Below are 14,934 nucleotides of genomic sequence, written 5' to 3'. Positions count from 1 at the left end.
GGGCAGCTCGCGCTAGGCGTCGTCGGCGCTGTCATTGGCGGGGTTGTCAGCTATGGCAACCCGATGGCGATTCAAGCCGGCTTTATGATCGGCGCTGCAATCGGCGGCGTAGTCTTTCCTCCGAAGACGCCTGCGCCGCGCATCAATGATTTGCGCCTGCAAGACAGCGCATACGGGAAATTTATCCCGCGCGTGTATGGCCTGTTTCGTGTCGGCGGTAATTTGATTTGGGCGGGCCAGCCGTCGCAGCACACATCAGGCGGCAAAGGCGCCGGTGGCAAAGGTCCGCAGCAAAGCACAGTAACGATGAGCTTTGCCATCGGCCTATGTGAAGGGCCAATTTCCGGCGTGCGTCGCATCTGGGCTAACGGCAAACTGATTTACGACATTTCGAACCCGTCGAACTTCGAAGCCATCAGCGGCAGCAATCAGATGGTGTCGAACTTCAAGGTCTACAACGGCGACGAAGCGCAATTGCCCGACCCGACGATGGAATCGGCGCTAGGCGTCGGCAATGTCCCGGCACATCGCGGCATGGCCTACGTTGTCTTTAATGAACTCGACCTGTCACCGTGGGGCAGCTATCTACCGTCGTTCTCGTTTGAAGTCATAACGAACGTCGCGCCCACATATACCGGCGTGACCATGTCGACGTACACGCAGACGCCGGGGCAGGACATGGGCCAGATAAGCGGCCTGACGCCGCAGGGCGCAACGTTCATGAGCCTCGGCTATTGGACGAACTACTCAGGCCTCTACGTCGGCCAGCTCACGCCGTACGGCAGCAGCTTTACGAACCCATTTACCTACACTGCACGGCTCACGCCGACGAACGCGCCGAATTGGGTCGCTGAGGCTGGCGGCTGGGCCGACGAACCCGGCATGCTTTGCCCTGACTCCGTGTACGGCGTATGGGGCTGGTACAGGCCAGACGGCACGCTCATGCTCGGCGCTGCTGGTCTGCCGAGTTGGGTCGCAGGCACAGGCCGGAACTACATTAAGAGCGGCGTTTGGCTCTACGCTACGGCGGCAATTGCCGGCCCCGATTGGCGCATTGTGAAATGCTCGCTCATGCCGACGGACTCAGACGGTTTCGCACTCGCCGGGCAGACAGGGCAAATCGTCGCGTCGACCGATCCGTCGTATTGCGTGCTGCTATTGGGTGTCACGTCGGCGTATCTGTACGCGGTCGACGTGAGCGCGGAAACGACGCGCGGCAGCATCTATCAGTTTGACGCGAACACTCTTGCGCTGGTCAATACATGGCCAGGCTCAACGCTTGATTCAAAGCTGGCCGGCGGTAGCTCCTGCGGGCATGTCGTGGACGACCGGCATATCTACATGTACGGCGGCAGTCGGCTTTACGTCTTTGATGCTGTGTCCGGCGTGATAACCAAACTCGCCGAAGGTGTCACCGGTCTACCGTTTGCGCCGAGCATGATGCAAGTCGTATCGCCGGGTTATATCTTGTTCGGCTACGGCGCGAACTCTAGCGCCACGTTCAGCTACCTGCAATTAGGCTACGCGACCACAACGGACGCCTCGGTGCCACTGTCGACCGTCGTCGCGGATATCTGCGCTCGTGCCGGTCTTTCGCCGTCGCAATACGATGTGTCTCAATTGACCGACCGTGTTATCGGCTACGCCATCACGACGAACGCGACACCGCGCGACAACTTGGCCGCGCTCATGGCGGCGTATTTCTTTGACGTTACAGACTCGGACGGCAAACTCAAGTTCGTGAAGCGCGGCGGCGCTGCTGTCGGCACGTTCGCGTATGCCGACCTTGGCGCGTCGACTGCCATCGGTGACGACACCAACATCACGCCGATTGAGGTCATCCGTCTGCAAGAAATCGACCTGCCGAAGTCGCTCGCGCTGACGTACATCGGCGCGCATTCGGACTACCACCCCGGCACGCAAACAGCATTCCGCACGACGACGCTTTCGAACAAAGAGAGCGCGGCGAATCTGGCTGTCGTCCTCACTGACGATCAAGCCATGCAGAAGGCGCAATCGCTGCTGTGGGCGACGTGGCTCGCGCGCGAGCAATTCACTTTCCAGACGCCGCTTTCCTATCTCAAGTACGAGCCGAACGACGTTGTAACGCTCGAAGGCGACGGCGTCAGCTATACCGTGCGCCTGACTTCGGTCAGCTATGACGGTCAAGGCGTCTTGAAATGGGGCGCTGTGTCGGAGCTGCCGGCGGTCTACACATCAACCGCGGTCGGCGCGCCGCCGGCAGGCTTCACGCCGCAACCCATCGCATACGCCGGCGCTACAGCGCTCGCTGTGCTCGACGTGCCGCCGCTGCGCGATCAAGACGCCACGCCGGGCCTGTACCTGGGCGCTTGCGGTTACGCCGACTCGTGGCCGGGGTGCATTGTCGAAATCTCTCGCGACGGCTTGAGCTTTACCGACCTTGTCGCGATATCGCAGGCGTCGGTGATTGGGACAGTGTTAGGCGTGCTGCCGAACTTCACCGGCGGCAACCAGCCCGACGAGCTGAGCACGGTCACAGTTAGCGTGCTGTCTGGCTCGCTGTCGTCGGTCACTTATGCGAACTTCCTTGCAGGCGCCAATGCCGCTGTTATCGGCGACGAGATTGTCTTCTTCCGCAATGCGACGCTCACTGCTGCGAACACTTACCAGCTCAGCGGCTTCGTGCGCGGCGTCGCGGGTACTGACTGGGCGATGACGACGCACGGCAACGGCGACCGATTCGTCTTTCTTGACCCGAGCAAGATCGTAGCCGCCGGCATCAATTCGAGCGACCTTGGCACGACGCTTTACTTTGAGGCGCGGCTAGCGAACATCAACGGCACGCAACCCGGCCCGAAGCAAACGCTAGTGCCGGTCAATGAGCGCGTGCAGCCGCTCGGGCCTGTCATGTTCCGCGCGCTGAAAGGCTCAGACGCAAGTACGTCCGACATTTCGCTCTTCTGGACGCGACGCGCTCGGGTCAATGCAGCGTGGCGCAACGGTACTGATGTGCCGCTCGACCAGCAAACAGAAAGCTACACGCTCACGATTAAAAGCGGCTCAACGGTCAAACGCACCGTCATCGTGACGGCTGCACAAACCTACGTGTACACAGCAGCAAACATCACTGCCGATGGGTTTAGCTCCGGCAACACCATCAGCTTTTCGATTTACCAGAACAGTGACTTAGGCGTGGTTGGTCGTGCCGCCACGGCGTCTATCGTGAGGTGATGCAATGTCCAACAGCACGACGCTACTCGATACCATCAGCGCCAATCAGGCAAGCAAAGAGGTTGTCGTTAATGCGAACTTCGACGCCGCTAGCCCGGCGATGATTTGGGGCCGGCGCGCGAGCACGACGAACGGCCTTACGTGGGGATATTACGGCGGCTATTACAACGGCAACGCCGTCGCGAATGGCACCGTTACGCTGACGGCGAGCACCACAAACTATATCTACGCCAACGCGGCAACCGGCGCGGTAAGCGTGAATACGACCGGCGTCCCGGCCGGCACTGTCGGGCTCTATAGCGTCGTCACCGGCACCACGACTGCCACGAGCTACACCGACTTGCGCTGCTATGCGCCTGCGGGCGTATCGGTCGGCCCCTACGACGTAGGCGGGTATGTCGCCGGGCTTTCGCAGAACGGTGAAATCGTTTGGTCGTTCTACAGCCCGCGCCCGTGGACTCTGCCGTCCGGCGCATCGGGCGGCGGCAAATCGCGCGTTGCGGCGACGGGCTCGACCGCGTACACGATTAAAAAAGAGGGCGTTTCGATTGGCACTCTCACATGGGCAGCGGGCGCAACCGTCGCCACGCTGTCTATCACGTCCTCAACGAGTTTCACGACGGCCGACTTGCTGACGCTGGAAACGCCTGCGACGGCCGACGCAACGCTTTCGGACCTTTCATTTACGTTCGCGGGCACTCGCCCGTAACGGGGGTTAATCATGACGCTTGGAATCTCGACGGCGGTACGTAACGCCATGCTCGACGCAATCACGACGGCCGCAGGCGCTAATGCCGTGCTGACGGTCTACAACGGCACGCGCCCGGCCACGGGCGGCAGCGCGACGACGGCGCTTGCGGCGCTGACGTGTAGCGCGACCCTCGCCCCTGGTGCGGCGGGCGGCGTGCTGACGCTCAATGCGATTTCCAACGCCGCCGCGACCGCGACCGGCACTGCGACGTGGGCGCGCCTGACGACGTCGGGCGGCACGTTCCTTATCGACTTGGACGTGGGCACGTCCGGGACCGACTTAGTTCTCAACGCTACGGGCATCGTTACCGGCGCGACCGTGAGCGTTACCGCCGCAACCATTACTGCCGGCAACGCGTAACGCCGCCAACTTTCATTAAGGACCGATCATGACTGTTCGCCTTTATCGCTCAACAGATGCAAGCGCCCCGACCTTGACGGGGCAAGTCGGTTCGCTCGTTGCGCTGCTTGATGCCGTGCTTGTGAACGGCTACGGCTCGCAGACTGCGGCCGGATGGACGAAGGCATATAGCGGGACCAATACCGCCTCGTACCGCATGGACACCAGCGGCAACACCGGGTTCTATCTGGACGTGAACGACAACGCGCCGGCGTCGGCCACTGACGCGCGCATGCGCGGCTATGAGGCAATGACGGCGGTCAGCACCGGAACCGGGCCGTTCCCGACCGCTGCGCAAAGTTCCTTTGGTATTGCATGCCGGAAATCGGCCACGGCCAATAGCACGGCGCGCCCTTGGTATATCGTCGCTGATGGGTCTTGCCTCTATGTGTTTGTGGACACCGGCGACATAACGGGGTGTGCATTTGCTTTCGCGTTTGGGGATTTTTTCTCTTATAAGAGCGGCGACCCCTACCGCTGCGCCATCATTGGGCGCTATTTGGAAAACAGCGGCGCGAGTAACTACGACATGGTCCCATGGATCAACGGCGGTCTTACGCCGCTGACTGCCACGTCGAACGGGCATTATGTGGCGCGCAACTGGACGGGGGTCGGCGGGTCAATCGCGTTCAGTAAATTTACCTCGCTGCTTGCAGGGCAAGGCACAAGCCTTGTCACGGGCTCGCTGACCTCTTATGTCCCCTACCCGAATTCGCCGGATAGCGCGCTAGAACTCGCCCCGTTGTGGCTTGGGCATACCAGTTGCGTGCGCGGCTACATGAAAGGGCTTTGGTGCCCGCTCCATGCCCAACCGCTCAGCCACGGCGACCTCTTTACCGGCAGCGGAAACATGGCGGGTAAATCGTTCATTGCCCTTAATTTCCGCAATGACAGCGCGAGCCAAGGCAACGGACAAATCGTAGTGGAGTATTCGGACACCTGGAGCTAAAAACCATGGCCGCACATACGTACTGGCGCATCAACGTATCGGCCAATAACGGGTCGGCCAACCTTTCGATTGCCGACCTGAGCCTATACGTTGCCGGCGCCGCTAGCCATGCCTCGACCGGGGGCACGGCTTCGGCGTCTACTACCAACGGCGCGCAATCCGCGAGCAATGGGTTCGATCAAAATTCCGCGACGTACTGGCAAGCGACGACTAGTACCGGCTGGCTACAGTACCAGTACGCGAGCCCGGTAGACATTGCCGTCTATGGCGTCACCGCGTCAAGCCAAAGCACCACGCAAGCGCCGAAGGCGTGGACGCTGGAATATTCCGATGACGGTACTAACTGGACTGTCGCTGACACCGTGACGGTGCAAACCAATTGGGCGACGCAGACGCAGCGTTGGTACACGGTCGGCACGAATGCCGGGGGCACGGCATCAGGCCAGAAACTCAACAGTTTGGCCCCTGCCTTTGCGCTGACGCCGGCCGCCGCGTCGAACGTTCAACTAGGCAAGGCGCCGACCACTGCGGCGCGCACGGTATCGGGCATCGTCACTGTAGGCGGCGTCGCAACGAACGGCCTGCTCGTGCGCGCCTACGCCAAGGTTACGGGCGAATTCTTGGGCGAGGCGACGACGGCGGGCGGCGGCGCTTACTCGATCAACTGCGGGGGCTATTTCAAAGACGTCTACGTGGTCGCCTTCAATCCGACGACGTACCGCGCCGTAGCCTACGACCGCGTCACGCCGGGTTGATGCCATGCCATACACGCCGCCGACCTTTAACGACGTCGATCCCGACTTTTCTGCGCCGGGATATGTGCCACCGCCTTTTAACACGCTGAACATTGAATTCGAGCCGACAACGGGGGCCGGCTCGGCCACGCTCGCGCCCTTTACTGCCAGCATGACGGGCGCGGAAACGTTTAGCGGCGCGCTCACTGTAACCACGGCGAACGCTACCGCAGCAATCGCCGGGGGCGTCAGCACGCAGCGGCGATCTGTGATTGTGTGCGCTTAACGTGATAAGACGGAACGGGGGGGAGCAATGGGGGATATTGGCGCAGTCCTCGGGACTATCGCCGGCACGCTCGTTGTCGGCTCTGCCCTCATCTTTCGCGCGTGGTCGCGGCTCAAGCTCGAACACCAGATCGGCACGACAGAAGAGGCAGCGCTCAAGACGCTAGCCGCTGCGGTGGAGAACTGGAAAGGCCTTTATGACAACGCATGGGCGCAGGTCGTCAAAGAAAGGGAGCTGCGCGAGGCGGCAGAGAACCGCACTACGGAGACAACGCGCGAACTCGAAGAGCTGCGCGGCCAGGTGGCGGAGCTTAAGCGAGAGGTGCAACGCCTCACCGATGCTGTGAACCGGCTTCCGAAGGAGTAGCGCGATGATTGCTTTTCGGGAACGCGCGCGCCGGCTGTGGGCGCATATGGATGGCCCGCTCGGCATCCTGCTTGTCCTAATCGCCGTCTTCGCGCTTGGCTGGTCGCTGCGTGCATGGCAGGACAGCGAAGAGATTAATCGGACTGATGCGCGCGTACATAGCGTGCAAGCGTCTATGTCACAGCTTTGCACTGAGCGCGTCACCGACCTAACGAAAGCCTACGACCTGCGGCAGCAAGCCGTCGACTCGCTGCTACGCGAACAGACCGACCGCATTACCGAACAGTCGGCGCGTATCAGCGAACAGTCAGAACGCATCAAAGACCTTACGCAAGAGCTAGCCCTCGTCGGCAAACGCACCAGCGAGATTCAGAAGAAACAGCAAACCGCTGTGGCAACGCCAGCCGTGGCGAAAGCCGTCGCCAAAGAGGCAGCAAAGCAGACCGTCGAACAGACGAACGAGCAAGCGCGCGCGCTCATCAACCGCGCGATTAAGAGGCCGGCAGTACCGCCGCAGCCAAGCAAATGAAAACGCTATCCATCATCGCCGCTGTGCTGCTGCTTACCGGCTGCTGCACGACGCCGCCGGCGCGGCAGTGTGACCCACTGCCCGAGATGGCTGTCGGCCAGCCCCTGCAGGAGTACACGCTTGACGTAGTGCAGCGGTACAAGCTCTGCCGGGGTGCACCATGACCGACGACTATTACTTCGCGCGCGCGTTCGACATTGTCGTCGGCATCGAGGCCGGGTACACAAACCCCGACCCAAAGGTCGATCCCGGCGGCGAAACGAAATACGGCATCAGCAAGCGTGCCTATCCCCATCTCGACATTCCCCGCCTTACCCTGGACGACGCCCGGCGAATCTACCTCGCCGACTATTGGCGCGTTTGCTCCTGCCATCTGATGCCGTGGCCGCTGTCGCTGTTCGTCTTCGACTGCGCAGTCAATCAGGGTCAGCCGACAGCAAAGCGGCTGCTACAGCGCGCGCTCGGCGTGACAGTCGACGGCGTCATCGGTCCGAAGACTGTCGGCGCCGCGATCATCGCGAAACGGGAAACGCTCGCCCGCTTCATGATGATGCGCGCCTTCCAATACATGATCGCCCCCAACTTTCCCCCCAACGGGCGCGGCTGGTTTACGCGCTTGTTCCTTGTCACCTTGAACGTATGAGAGGCACGCTATGGAAGACACTAAATCCATCCTTGCGAGCAAGACCTTCTGGGGCGCGGCCATCGTGCTCGTTTCCACCGGCTTGCAGCTCGCCGGCATCACTGACGCCAGCGGCTACGCGAACGACGCCGCATCAATCCTTGGCGCCGTGCTGTCCATCGTCGGGCGCGTCACGGCGTCAAAGACGATCATTGCGCCGAAGAGCTGAACGCTTAGCGCGCGAACCGCTTCGGCGGAACCGCGCCGGGTCGCTTGATCTTTATCCAATCGAGCGAGCGCTCGCCGGCTCGATACAGCGAGCCGGCGCGCTTGCCAACCACACCTTCCAGCCCGAGCGCGAGGGCATGGCCGTAGAGCCAAGCACCATCCTCCACGCCGTCTACGTAGAGCAACCCATCCCGCACTTCTGGCAGAAGCCTGCGGAGTGCTAGCTTGCGGCGCTCTAGCGGTTGTCCGCGCAAGTCCTTCCCCTTGCCGACCAGCAGGTCAAACACACAGTAGGCAACCGCGTCCGCCCCCTTGTACCAACCCCTATGCCTAGCGCGGGTGAGCAACCGCGCGAAGTCGCTTCGGCCTATATCGTCTAGAACGCAAACCTCGCCATCGAGAATGTAGCCTGCCGGCAGCGTTGCCAGCGCCGCAACCAGTTCGGGGAACCATGCCGTTGCGTCGGCGCCGCCCTTCGACTTCAAGCGCGGCATGCCTGTCATAGCTAGCATGCGATAGCCGTCGTACTTAATTTCGAAGTGCCAGCCGGCCTCAAGCGGGATAGCTTTCCGCTCGGTCAGCAGCATTGGCTGTAACTCGTCTAGCGTCGGCGTCATGACTTCCTCTGCCGGTCCATGTAGCCCAGTCTCTGCGCGCTTCGCGCTGGCTGGTATCAGATGCTGTCCGACAACCCCATAGCGGTAGCTGCCACGCGCGAGCGCGCGCTATACGCGCCGCAATCCCGCCGGCATTCATGACACTAGCGGCGGCACTCGCGCGGCGCTTGTGGCTCGTTTCCAACACCCCACGAGAATGGGGATTCAGTGTCGGCGAGGCAGCACAAATAAAAAAACGCCCCGAGCGGTGCCGGGGCGTTAAACCTCACCTATCAGACCCTTGGGAGGGTTGCCCGATAGGGGGGGTGCACAACTGTTAGAATGCATCGCTCAAATCACCGGTTAGTGAATCCCGTCGGTGTCTTGGAACACACACAGCAGGCGCACACTGTAGCACATGCCCCAACTGCCCCAAAAGCCACTGTAAGTGCTTGATTTATATAGACGTAGATTGACCGCCCATGAATCTGGCACTCTTTGACCTCGACCACACCCTGATCCCGACCGACAGCGACCATGAATGGGGCCGCTTCCTGGTCCGCCTGGGCGTCGTCGACGAGGTAATCTACCGGCAGAAGAACGACGAGTTCTACGGCCACTACAAGGCCGGCACGCTCGATATCCAGGCGTTCCTGCGCTTTGCGCTGGCGCCGCTGGCGGCCAACCCGCGCGACCGGCTCGATGCCATGCGGGTGCGCTTCATGCACGAGGTGATCGACCCGGTGATCACGCCGCAGGCGCGCGCGCTGGTCTACAAGCACCTCGAGGCCGGCGACCTGTGCGCCGTGGTCACCGCCACCAACAGCTTCGTCACCGCGCCGATCGCCGCGGCCTTCGGCATCAAGCACCTGATCGCGACCGAGCCGGCCACCGTCGACGGCAAGCCCGAGAGCCAGTTCACCGGCGAGGTCGACGGCGTGCCCAGCTTCCGCGAAGGCAAGATCACCCGCGTCGAGGGCTGGCTCAAGGCCCAGGGCGCGGGCTGGGACAACTTCGAGACCACCACCTTCTACAGCGACTCGGCCAACGACCTGCCCCTGCTGGAAAAGGTCTCCGAGCCGATCGCCACCAACCCGGACGATCGCCTGCGCCACCACGCCGCCGCGGCCGGCTGGCGCATCATGGATCTGTTCTGACGTGATCAAGAAGCTCATTACCCGGCTGCTGGGCAAACCCGGCCCCAAGCAGCGCCGTACCGGCCGCGCCCATACGCCGCGCATCGTCAACGTCGACGAGCACCGGATCGACCCCACGCTGCTGTCGCGCAATGCCGTCAAGGTCACCTCGACGCTGCAGCAGGCCGGCTACCAGGCCTATATCGTCGGCGGCGCCGTGCGCGACCTGCTGCTCGGCATCAAGCCCAAGGACTTTGACGTCGCCACCAACGCCACGCCCGAGCAGGTGCAGTCGCTGTTCCGGCGCTCGCGCATCATCGGCCGGCGCTTCCAGATCGTGCACGTGACCTTCTACGGCGGGCGCGAGCAGGAGATCATCGAGGTCTCGACCTTCCGCGCGCTGGTCGACGCCATCGCCAGCGAGACCCTGCCCGAAGGCCGGCGCCTGAAGCGCGCCGAGCTCGACAGCAAGACCCATGCGATCGATGCCTCGGGCCGCGTGCTGCGCGACAACGTATGGGGCTCGCAGGCCGAAGACGCGGAACGCCGCGACTTCACCATCAACGCGATGTACTACGACCCGGCCGCGCAGACCGTGCATGACTACCATCACGGCATGGAAGACATCCGCGCGCGCCTGCTGCGCATGATCGGCGACCCGGCCACGCGCTACCGCGAAGATCCGGTGCGGATGCTGCGCGTGGTGCGCTTCGCCGCCAAGACCGGCTTCGACATCGACGAGGCCACGCGCCTGCCGATCGCCGGCCTGGCCGAGCTGATCCACAACGTGCCGAGCGCGCGCCTGTTCGACGAGATGCTCAAGCTGCTGATGTCCGGCCACGCCTGGGCCTCGCTGCAGGAGCTGCGCAAGGCGGGCCTGCACAAGGGCCTGCTGCCGCTGCTGGACGTGGCGCTGGAGCAGCCCATGGGCCAGCGCTTCGTGCAGCTGGCGCTGGACAACACCGACCGGCGCGTTCAGGCCGGCAAGCCGGTGTCGCCGGGCTTCCTGTTCGCCGCGCTGCTGTGGCACCACGTGCTGCAGCGCTGGAACAAGCTGCGCGACGAGGGCGAGCACGCCATCGCCGCGCTCAACACGGCCATGGACACGGTGCTGGAGAAGCAGACCGGCCAGCTCGCGATCCAGCGCCGCTTCGTCACCGACATGCGCGATATCTGGGGCATGCAGCCGCGCTTCGAGAAGCGCGTGGGCCGCATGCCGTTCCGCCTGCTGGAGTCGCCGCGCTTCCGCGCCGGCTACGATTTCCTGGTGCTGCGCTGCCAGTCCGGCGAGCTGCCGGAAGAGCTGGCCGGCTGGTGGAACGACTTCCAGAATGCCGAGCCGCATGAGCGCGAAGCCCTGATCGACGCGGTGCGCAGCGCGCGCGGCCAGGGTGGCGCCCAGGCCCAGGGTGCGGAAGGCGAAGGCCCGGCGCGCAAGAAGCGCCGCCGGCGCGGTCCGCGGAAATCGGATAAAGTTTCTTCCCGGAGCGACTCGGACGCGGGCCAGGCAGCACATGCCGGCCCCGGCCAGCCGGAGGAAACGTAAATGACTCTCGCCTTCATCGGCATCGGCGCAAATCTTGGCGATGCCCGCCAGGCCATCAAGGACGCCATCGTGTGCCTGGCCCAGCAGGTCGGCATCACGGTGCTGGCGCGCTCCTCGCTCTATCGCACCGCGCCGGTCGATGCCGGCGGCGACGACTACTACAACGCGGTGGTCAAGGTGCAGACCTCGTTCACCGCGTCGCAGCTGCTGCGCATCTGCCACCACATCGAAGACCAGTTTGGCCGCGAGCGCCCGTTCCGCAACGCGCCGCGCACTCTCGACCTGGACCTGCTGCTGTTCGGCGACGAACAGCACGACCACGAGCACCTGACCGTGCCGCACCCGCGCCTGACCGAGCGCGCCTTCACGCTGGTGCCGCTGCTGGAGCTGGACGCCGCGCTGGCGATCCCGGGGCGCGGCCGCGCGGCCGACTACCTGGCCGGCGTGGGCGCGCAGCGCATCGAGAAGGTCTCCACCTGCAAGTGCATGCGCATGCAGGCCGCGGCCGGCGAGCCGGACCATGGCGGCACGCCCGGCTGAATCCGCCCGGCGGCGCCCGCGGCGCTGCCATCCCCCTCACTGACGCCCGGAGCGCCATGCTCGATCACCTGCGCCGCATTGTCGTCGAAGGCCCCGTCGGATCCGGCAAGACCTCGCTGGCGCAGCGCCTGGCGCGCACGCTGCAGGCCCAGGAACTGCCCGACAACGCCCGCCGCAGCCCGTTCCTCGAGCCGTTCTACCGCGACCCCGCGCGCCACGCGCTGGCGCTGCAGCTGTGGTGCCTGACCCAGCGCGCGGTGCTGCTGCAGCAGTGGCAGGCCGGAGTCGCCGCCGGCCAGCGCATGGTCAGCAACTTCCTGATCGCCAAAGACCGCCTGCACGCCGCGCTGACCCTGTCCGAGGACGAACTGGCCCTCTACGACGCCATTGCCGCGCGGCTGGCGCTGCCGCCGCAACGCGCCGACCTGGTGATCGTGCTGCAGGCGACGCCGTCGCTGCTGCGCGAGCGCATCGTGCGCCGCGGCGAGCCGGGCGAGGCCGGCATCGACGAACACTACCTGCAGCGCCTGGCCGGCGCCTATGGCGAACTGTTCCACCGCTACGACGACGCCCCGGTGCTGGTGGTCGACACCGCCCACTTCAATCCGGTGGACAATGACGACGATTTCCGTACACTACTGTCGCGCATCGAAAACATGCGCGGCCGCAAGGCCTTTCTCAATCTCGCCGCGCCCTGACAGGCACCCTCGCCTGCCAGACACAACACAATAACGACGGCTGTCGTTGCCGTGCGGGCAGCCCTCCCGGCACCGGCAAGGCCGTCCTACACGGGCACTGCCATGAGCTACCTCCTCGATCCCTCCCGCAAGACCATCACGATTCCCAAACTGCAGGCGATGCGTGACGCCGGCGAGAAAATCGCCATGTTGACCGCGTACGACTCCAGCTTCGCCGCGCTGCTCGACTATTGCGGCGTCGAGATGATCCTGGTGGGCGATTCGCTGGGCAATGTGATGCAGGGCCAGCAGACCACGCTGCCGGTCACGCTGGAACAGATGGCCTACCACACCGAATGCGCGGCGCGCGGCAACCAGACCGCGCTGCTGCTGACGGACCTGCCGTTCGGCACCTATCCGACCCCGGAAGCCGCGTTTGCCAGCGCCGTCACGCTGATGAAGGCCGGCGCGCAGATGGTCAAGCTCGAAGGCGGCGACTGGCTCGCGCCGATCGTGAAATTCCTGGTCGAGCGCAGCATCCCGGTGTGCGCGCATATCGGCCTGACGCCGCAGTCGGTGCACGCGCTGGGCGGCTTCAAGGTGCAGGGCAAGACCGACGCCGGCGCGGCCCAGCTCAGGCGCGATGCGCTGGCGCTGCAGGCCGCCGGTGCCCAGGTGGTGCTGATGGAAGCGGTGCCCGCCGCGCTGGCCGGCGAGATCACGCAGTCGCTGGCGGTGCCCACCATCGGCATCGGCGCCGGCGCCCACTGCACGGGCCAGGTGCTGGTGCTGCAGGACATGCTCAACATCTACCCGGGCCGCAAGGCCAAGTTCGTGCGCAACTTCATGGACGGCCAGCCCTCGATCGAGGCCGCGGTGCGCGCCTACGTGGCCGCCGTCAAGGACGGCAGCTTCCCCGCCGTCGAGCATACCTTCTCCGCCTGACGCGGTGGAGATCGGCACCGCCACCGCCGACGCCTTCCGCCTGCTGGCGAGCGGCGACGCCGGGCTGTGGTTCATCGTCTGGACCTCGCTGGTGGTGGCGGTGCTGGGTCTGGCCATCGCCACCGTGCCGGCCATCGCCGCGGCCTGGCTGATCGCCACGCGGCAGTTCCCGGGCCGGCGCGCGGTGGTGGTGGTGGCGCAGGCCTTCCTGTCGTTCCCGACCGTGCTGGTCGGGCTGATCCTCTACCTGCTGCTGACGCGCCAGGGGCCGCTGGGCAGCCTGCATTTGCTTTTTACTCCTTCGGGCATGGTGCTGGGGCAGGCCGTGATCGGCTTCCCGGTGGTGCTGGCCTTTGCCCTGTCGACGCTGCAGGGTGCCGACGTGCGCCTGCGCGAAACCGCCTGGGTGCTGGGCGCCGGCCGCTGGCGCACCTTCCTGACGGTGCTGCGCGAACTGCGCTTCGGGCTGATGGCGGCGGTGGTCGCCGGCTTTGGCCGGGTCATTGCCGAGGTGGGCTCGGCGCTGATGATCGGCGGCAATATCGAAGGCTCGACCCGCACCATCACCACGGCCATCGCGCTGGAAACCAGCAAGGGCGAATTCGCGCAGGGCATTGCGCTGGGCATGGTGCTGGTGGCGCTGGCGCTGCTGGTCAATATCGGCATGGCCTGGCTGCAGGGCGCCGGAGGCTTTCGCCGATGACACCGTCCGCTCCCGCCGACCATGCCGGCCATGCCGACCATGGCCCGCTGCTGACCGTGCGCGGGCTGGCGCGCAGCATCGGCCTGCGCAAGCTGTTTGCGATCGACACGCTGGTGATCCCGCGCGCCACCGCGATCGTCATGACCGGCATGAACGGCGCCGGCAAGACCACGCTGCTGCGCATGCTGGCGGGGCTCGAGCCCGCGCCCGGCGCGGTCGCGCAATGGACCGATGCGCAGGGCCAGGCCCACAGCGCGGCGCTGACGCCGCTGCCGCCGGCGCTGCGCCGTCGCATTGCCTACCTGCACCAGCATCCCTACCTGTTCCGCACCTCGGTGCGCGAGAACATCGCCTACGGCCTGCGCGCGCGCGGCCTGCCGCGCCATGAGATCGATCTTCGCGTGGGCGAGGCGCTGGGCTGGGCCGGGGTCTCGCACCTGCAGGACACCGCGCCCGAATACCTGTCCGGCGGCGAGATCCAGCGCGTGGCGCTGGCGCGCGCCAAGGTGCTCGAGCCGGAATTGCTGCTGCTCGACGAACCCACCTCCAGCCTCGACGGCCACGCGCGCGAGCAGGTGATCGCGCTAGTCGGCGACCTCGCCGCCGAAGGCCGCACCGTGGTGATGATCTGCCACGACCGCGAGCTGATCAACCTGCCCGGCGTGGTGCGCTGGAAACTGGGCGACGGGGTGCTCGACACCCACCACCCCTAGC

The 14,934-nt window shown here is 64.6% G+C and carries 18 protein-coding genes; 17 read left to right on the top strand and 1 reads right to left on the bottom strand.

Annotation, left to right across the window (positions count from 1 at the left end; translation table 11 throughout):
* The first annotated feature begins 63 nt into the window (after positions 1 to 63).
* The 10 genes from FHX60_RS01120 to FHX60_RS01075 all read left to right on the top strand — a co-directional run bounded on the left by FHX60_RS01120 (position 64) and on the right by FHX60_RS01075 (position 8,078).
* Positions 64 to 3,213, top strand: a complete 3,150-nt coding sequence (locus FHX60_RS01120; protein WP_260163271.1) for a phage tail protein — start codon at positions 64 to 66, stop codon at positions 3,211 to 3,213.
* A gap of 4 nt (positions 3,214 to 3,217) precedes the next feature.
* Positions 3,218 to 3,922 (top strand): hypothetical protein, encoded by a 705-nt coding sequence (locus tag FHX60_RS01115; RefSeq protein WP_183282308.1) that lies wholly within the window; start codon positions 3,218 to 3,220, stop codon positions 3,920 to 3,922.
* A 48-nt stretch (positions 3,923 to 3,970) separates the two neighbouring features.
* Positions 3,971 to 4,324 carry a hypothetical protein gene (locus tag FHX60_RS01110; RefSeq protein ID WP_260163269.1) on the top strand — a complete coding sequence of 118 codons (354 nt, stop codon included), beginning with the start codon at positions 3,971 to 3,973 and terminating at the stop codon, positions 4,322 to 4,324.
* A 28-nt stretch (positions 4,325 to 4,352) separates the two neighbouring features.
* Positions 4,353 to 5,312: a hypothetical protein gene (locus FHX60_RS01105; protein ID WP_183282306.1), complete on the top strand. Its 960-nt coding sequence runs from the start codon at positions 4,353 to 4,355 to the stop codon at positions 5,310 to 5,312.
* Between the two features lie 5 nt (positions 5,313 to 5,317).
* Entirely contained in the window at positions 5,318 to 6,067 is a 750-nt protein-coding gene (locus tag FHX60_RS01100; RefSeq protein ID WP_183282305.1) for a discoidin domain-containing protein, read from the top strand.
* Between the two features lie 4 nt (positions 6,068 to 6,071).
* Positions 6,072 to 6,332 carry a hypothetical protein gene (locus FHX60_RS01095; protein WP_183282304.1) on the top strand — a complete coding sequence of 87 codons (261 nt, stop codon included), beginning with the start codon at positions 6,072 to 6,074 and terminating at the stop codon, positions 6,330 to 6,332.
* 27 nt (positions 6,333 to 6,359) lie between these two features.
* Complete coding sequence (locus tag FHX60_RS01090; RefSeq protein WP_183282303.1) at positions 6,360 to 6,698, top strand: hypothetical protein; 339 nt, start codon at positions 6,360 to 6,362, stop codon at positions 6,696 to 6,698.
* Positions 6,699 to 6,702: 4 nt separating this feature from the next.
* The gene (locus FHX60_RS01085) at positions 6,703 to 7,227 is read left to right on the top strand and encodes a DUF2304 domain-containing protein (protein ID WP_183282302.1); all 525 of its coding nucleotides are present in this window, start codon (positions 6,703 to 6,705) and stop codon (positions 7,225 to 7,227) included.
* Between the two features lie 160 nt (positions 7,228 to 7,387).
* The gene (locus FHX60_RS01080; protein WP_183282301.1) at positions 7,388 to 7,870 is read left to right on the top strand and encodes a glycoside hydrolase family 108 protein; all 483 of its coding nucleotides are present in this window, start codon (positions 7,388 to 7,390) and stop codon (positions 7,868 to 7,870) included.
* A gap of 10 nt (positions 7,871 to 7,880) precedes the next feature.
* On the top strand, positions 7,881 to 8,078 hold the full coding sequence (locus FHX60_RS01075; RefSeq protein WP_183282300.1) for a hypothetical protein: 198 nt from the start codon (positions 7,881 to 7,883) through the stop codon (positions 8,076 to 8,078).
* Between the two features lie 4 nt (positions 8,079 to 8,082).
* Here FHX60_RS01075 and FHX60_RS01070 read toward each other — a convergent pair whose 3' ends face one another.
* Positions 8,083 to 8,664, bottom strand: coding sequence for an ATP-dependent DNA ligase (locus FHX60_RS01070; RefSeq protein WP_183282299.1), 582 nt, complete (start codon positions 8,662 to 8,664; stop codon positions 8,083 to 8,085).
* A gap of 491 nt (positions 8,665 to 9,155) precedes the next feature.
* Here FHX60_RS01070 and FHX60_RS01065 point away from each other — a divergent pair, with 491 nt between their 5' ends.
* From FHX60_RS01065 to FHX60_RS01035, 7 genes are all read left to right on the top strand, one after another.
* Positions 9,156 to 9,830 carry a histidinol-phosphatase gene (locus FHX60_RS01065; RefSeq protein ID WP_112774309.1) on the top strand — a complete coding sequence of 225 codons (675 nt, stop codon included), beginning with the start codon at positions 9,156 to 9,158 and terminating at the stop codon, positions 9,828 to 9,830.
* A gap of 1 nt (position 9,831) precedes the next feature.
* Positions 9,832 to 11,355 (top strand): polynucleotide adenylyltransferase PcnB, encoded by a 1,524-nt coding sequence (gene pcnB / locus FHX60_RS01060; RefSeq protein WP_112774308.1) that lies wholly within the window; start codon positions 9,832 to 9,834, stop codon positions 11,353 to 11,355.
* Positions 11,356 to 11,895 (top strand): 2-amino-4-hydroxy-6-hydroxymethyldihydropteridine diphosphokinase, encoded by a 540-nt coding sequence (gene folK / locus FHX60_RS01055; protein ID WP_092306500.1) that lies wholly within the window; start codon positions 11,356 to 11,358, stop codon positions 11,893 to 11,895. It begins immediately after the preceding gene.
* Between the two features lie 56 nt (positions 11,896 to 11,951).
* A complete protein-coding gene (locus tag FHX60_RS01050; protein WP_112774307.1) occupies positions 11,952 to 12,593 on the top strand; it encodes a deoxynucleoside kinase in 642 nt (213 codons plus the stop codon).
* A gap of 102 nt (positions 12,594 to 12,695) precedes the next feature.
* Entirely contained in the window at positions 12,696 to 13,517 is an 822-nt protein-coding gene (gene panB, locus FHX60_RS01045) for a 3-methyl-2-oxobutanoate hydroxymethyltransferase (RefSeq protein WP_183282298.1), read from the top strand.
* Between the two features lie 4 nt (positions 13,518 to 13,521).
* The gene (locus FHX60_RS01040; RefSeq protein ID WP_092306496.1) at positions 13,522 to 14,220 is read left to right on the top strand and encodes an ABC transporter permease; all 699 of its coding nucleotides are present in this window, start codon (positions 13,522 to 13,524) and stop codon (positions 14,218 to 14,220) included.
* On the top strand, positions 14,217 to 14,933 hold the full coding sequence (locus tag FHX60_RS01035) for an ATP-binding cassette domain-containing protein (RefSeq protein ID WP_112774306.1): 717 nt from the start codon (positions 14,217 to 14,219) through the stop codon (positions 14,931 to 14,933). Before FHX60_RS01040 ends, FHX60_RS01035 begins: the two co-directional genes overlap by 4 nt.
* Position 14,934: the final 1 nt, after the last annotated feature.

It is taken from the genome of Cupriavidus alkaliphilus, from assembly GCF_014191175.1.
In the GTDB taxonomy this organism is placed as follows: Bacteria; Pseudomonadota; Gammaproteobacteria; order Burkholderiales; family Burkholderiaceae; genus Cupriavidus; species Cupriavidus alkaliphilus.
This window is presented reverse-complemented; position numbering and strand designations above follow the sequence as displayed.

What these genes read in the sequence shown, in the direction of transcription:
- FHX60_RS01075 (WP_183282300.1), top strand. Translation starts at nt 7,881, where the DNA reads ATGGAAGACACTAAATCCATCCTTGCGAGCAAGACCTTCTGGGGCGCG.
- FHX60_RS01115 (WP_183282308.1), top strand. Translation starts at nt 3,218, where the DNA reads ATGTCCAACAGCACGACGCTACTCGATACCATCAGCGCCAATCAGGCA.
- FHX60_RS01070 (WP_183282299.1), bottom strand. Translation starts at nt 8,664, where the DNA reads ATGCTGCTGACCGAGCGGAAAGCTATCCCGCTTGAGGCCGGCTGGCAC.
- FHX60_RS01120 (WP_260163271.1), top strand. Translation starts at nt 64, where the DNA reads ATGGCGATTCAAGCCGGCTTTATGATCGGCGCTGCAATCGGCGGCGTA.
- panB (WP_183282298.1), top strand. Translation starts at nt 12,696, where the DNA reads ATGAGCTACCTCCTCGATCCCTCCCGCAAGACCATCACGATTCCCAAA.
- FHX60_RS01100 (WP_183282305.1), top strand. Translation starts at nt 5,318, where the DNA reads ATGGCCGCACATACGTACTGGCGCATCAACGTATCGGCCAATAACGGG.
- FHX60_RS01095 (WP_183282304.1), top strand. Translation starts at nt 6,072, where the DNA reads ATGCCATACACGCCGCCGACCTTTAACGACGTCGATCCCGACTTTTCT.
- FHX60_RS01080 (WP_183282301.1), top strand. Translation starts at nt 7,388, where the DNA reads ATGACCGACGACTATTACTTCGCGCGCGCGTTCGACATTGTCGTCGGC.
- FHX60_RS01105 (WP_183282306.1), top strand. Translation starts at nt 4,353, where the DNA reads ATGACTGTTCGCCTTTATCGCTCAACAGATGCAAGCGCCCCGACCTTG.
- folK (WP_092306500.1), top strand. Translation starts at nt 11,356, where the DNA reads ATGACTCTCGCCTTCATCGGCATCGGCGCAAATCTTGGCGATGCCCGC.
- FHX60_RS01035 (WP_112774306.1), top strand. Translation starts at nt 14,217, where the DNA reads ATGACACCGTCCGCTCCCGCCGACCATGCCGGCCATGCCGACCATGGC.
- FHX60_RS01050 (WP_112774307.1), top strand. Translation starts at nt 11,952, where the DNA reads ATGCTCGATCACCTGCGCCGCATTGTCGTCGAAGGCCCCGTCGGATCC.
- FHX60_RS01085 (WP_183282302.1), top strand. Translation starts at nt 6,703, where the DNA reads ATGATTGCTTTTCGGGAACGCGCGCGCCGGCTGTGGGCGCATATGGAT.
- FHX60_RS01065 (WP_112774309.1), top strand. Translation starts at nt 9,156, where the DNA reads ATGAATCTGGCACTCTTTGACCTCGACCACACCCTGATCCCGACCGAC.
- FHX60_RS01110 (WP_260163269.1), top strand. Translation starts at nt 3,971, where the DNA reads ATGCTCGACGCAATCACGACGGCCGCAGGCGCTAATGCCGTGCTGACG.
- FHX60_RS01090 (WP_183282303.1), top strand. Translation starts at nt 6,360, where the DNA reads ATGGGGGATATTGGCGCAGTCCTCGGGACTATCGCCGGCACGCTCGTT.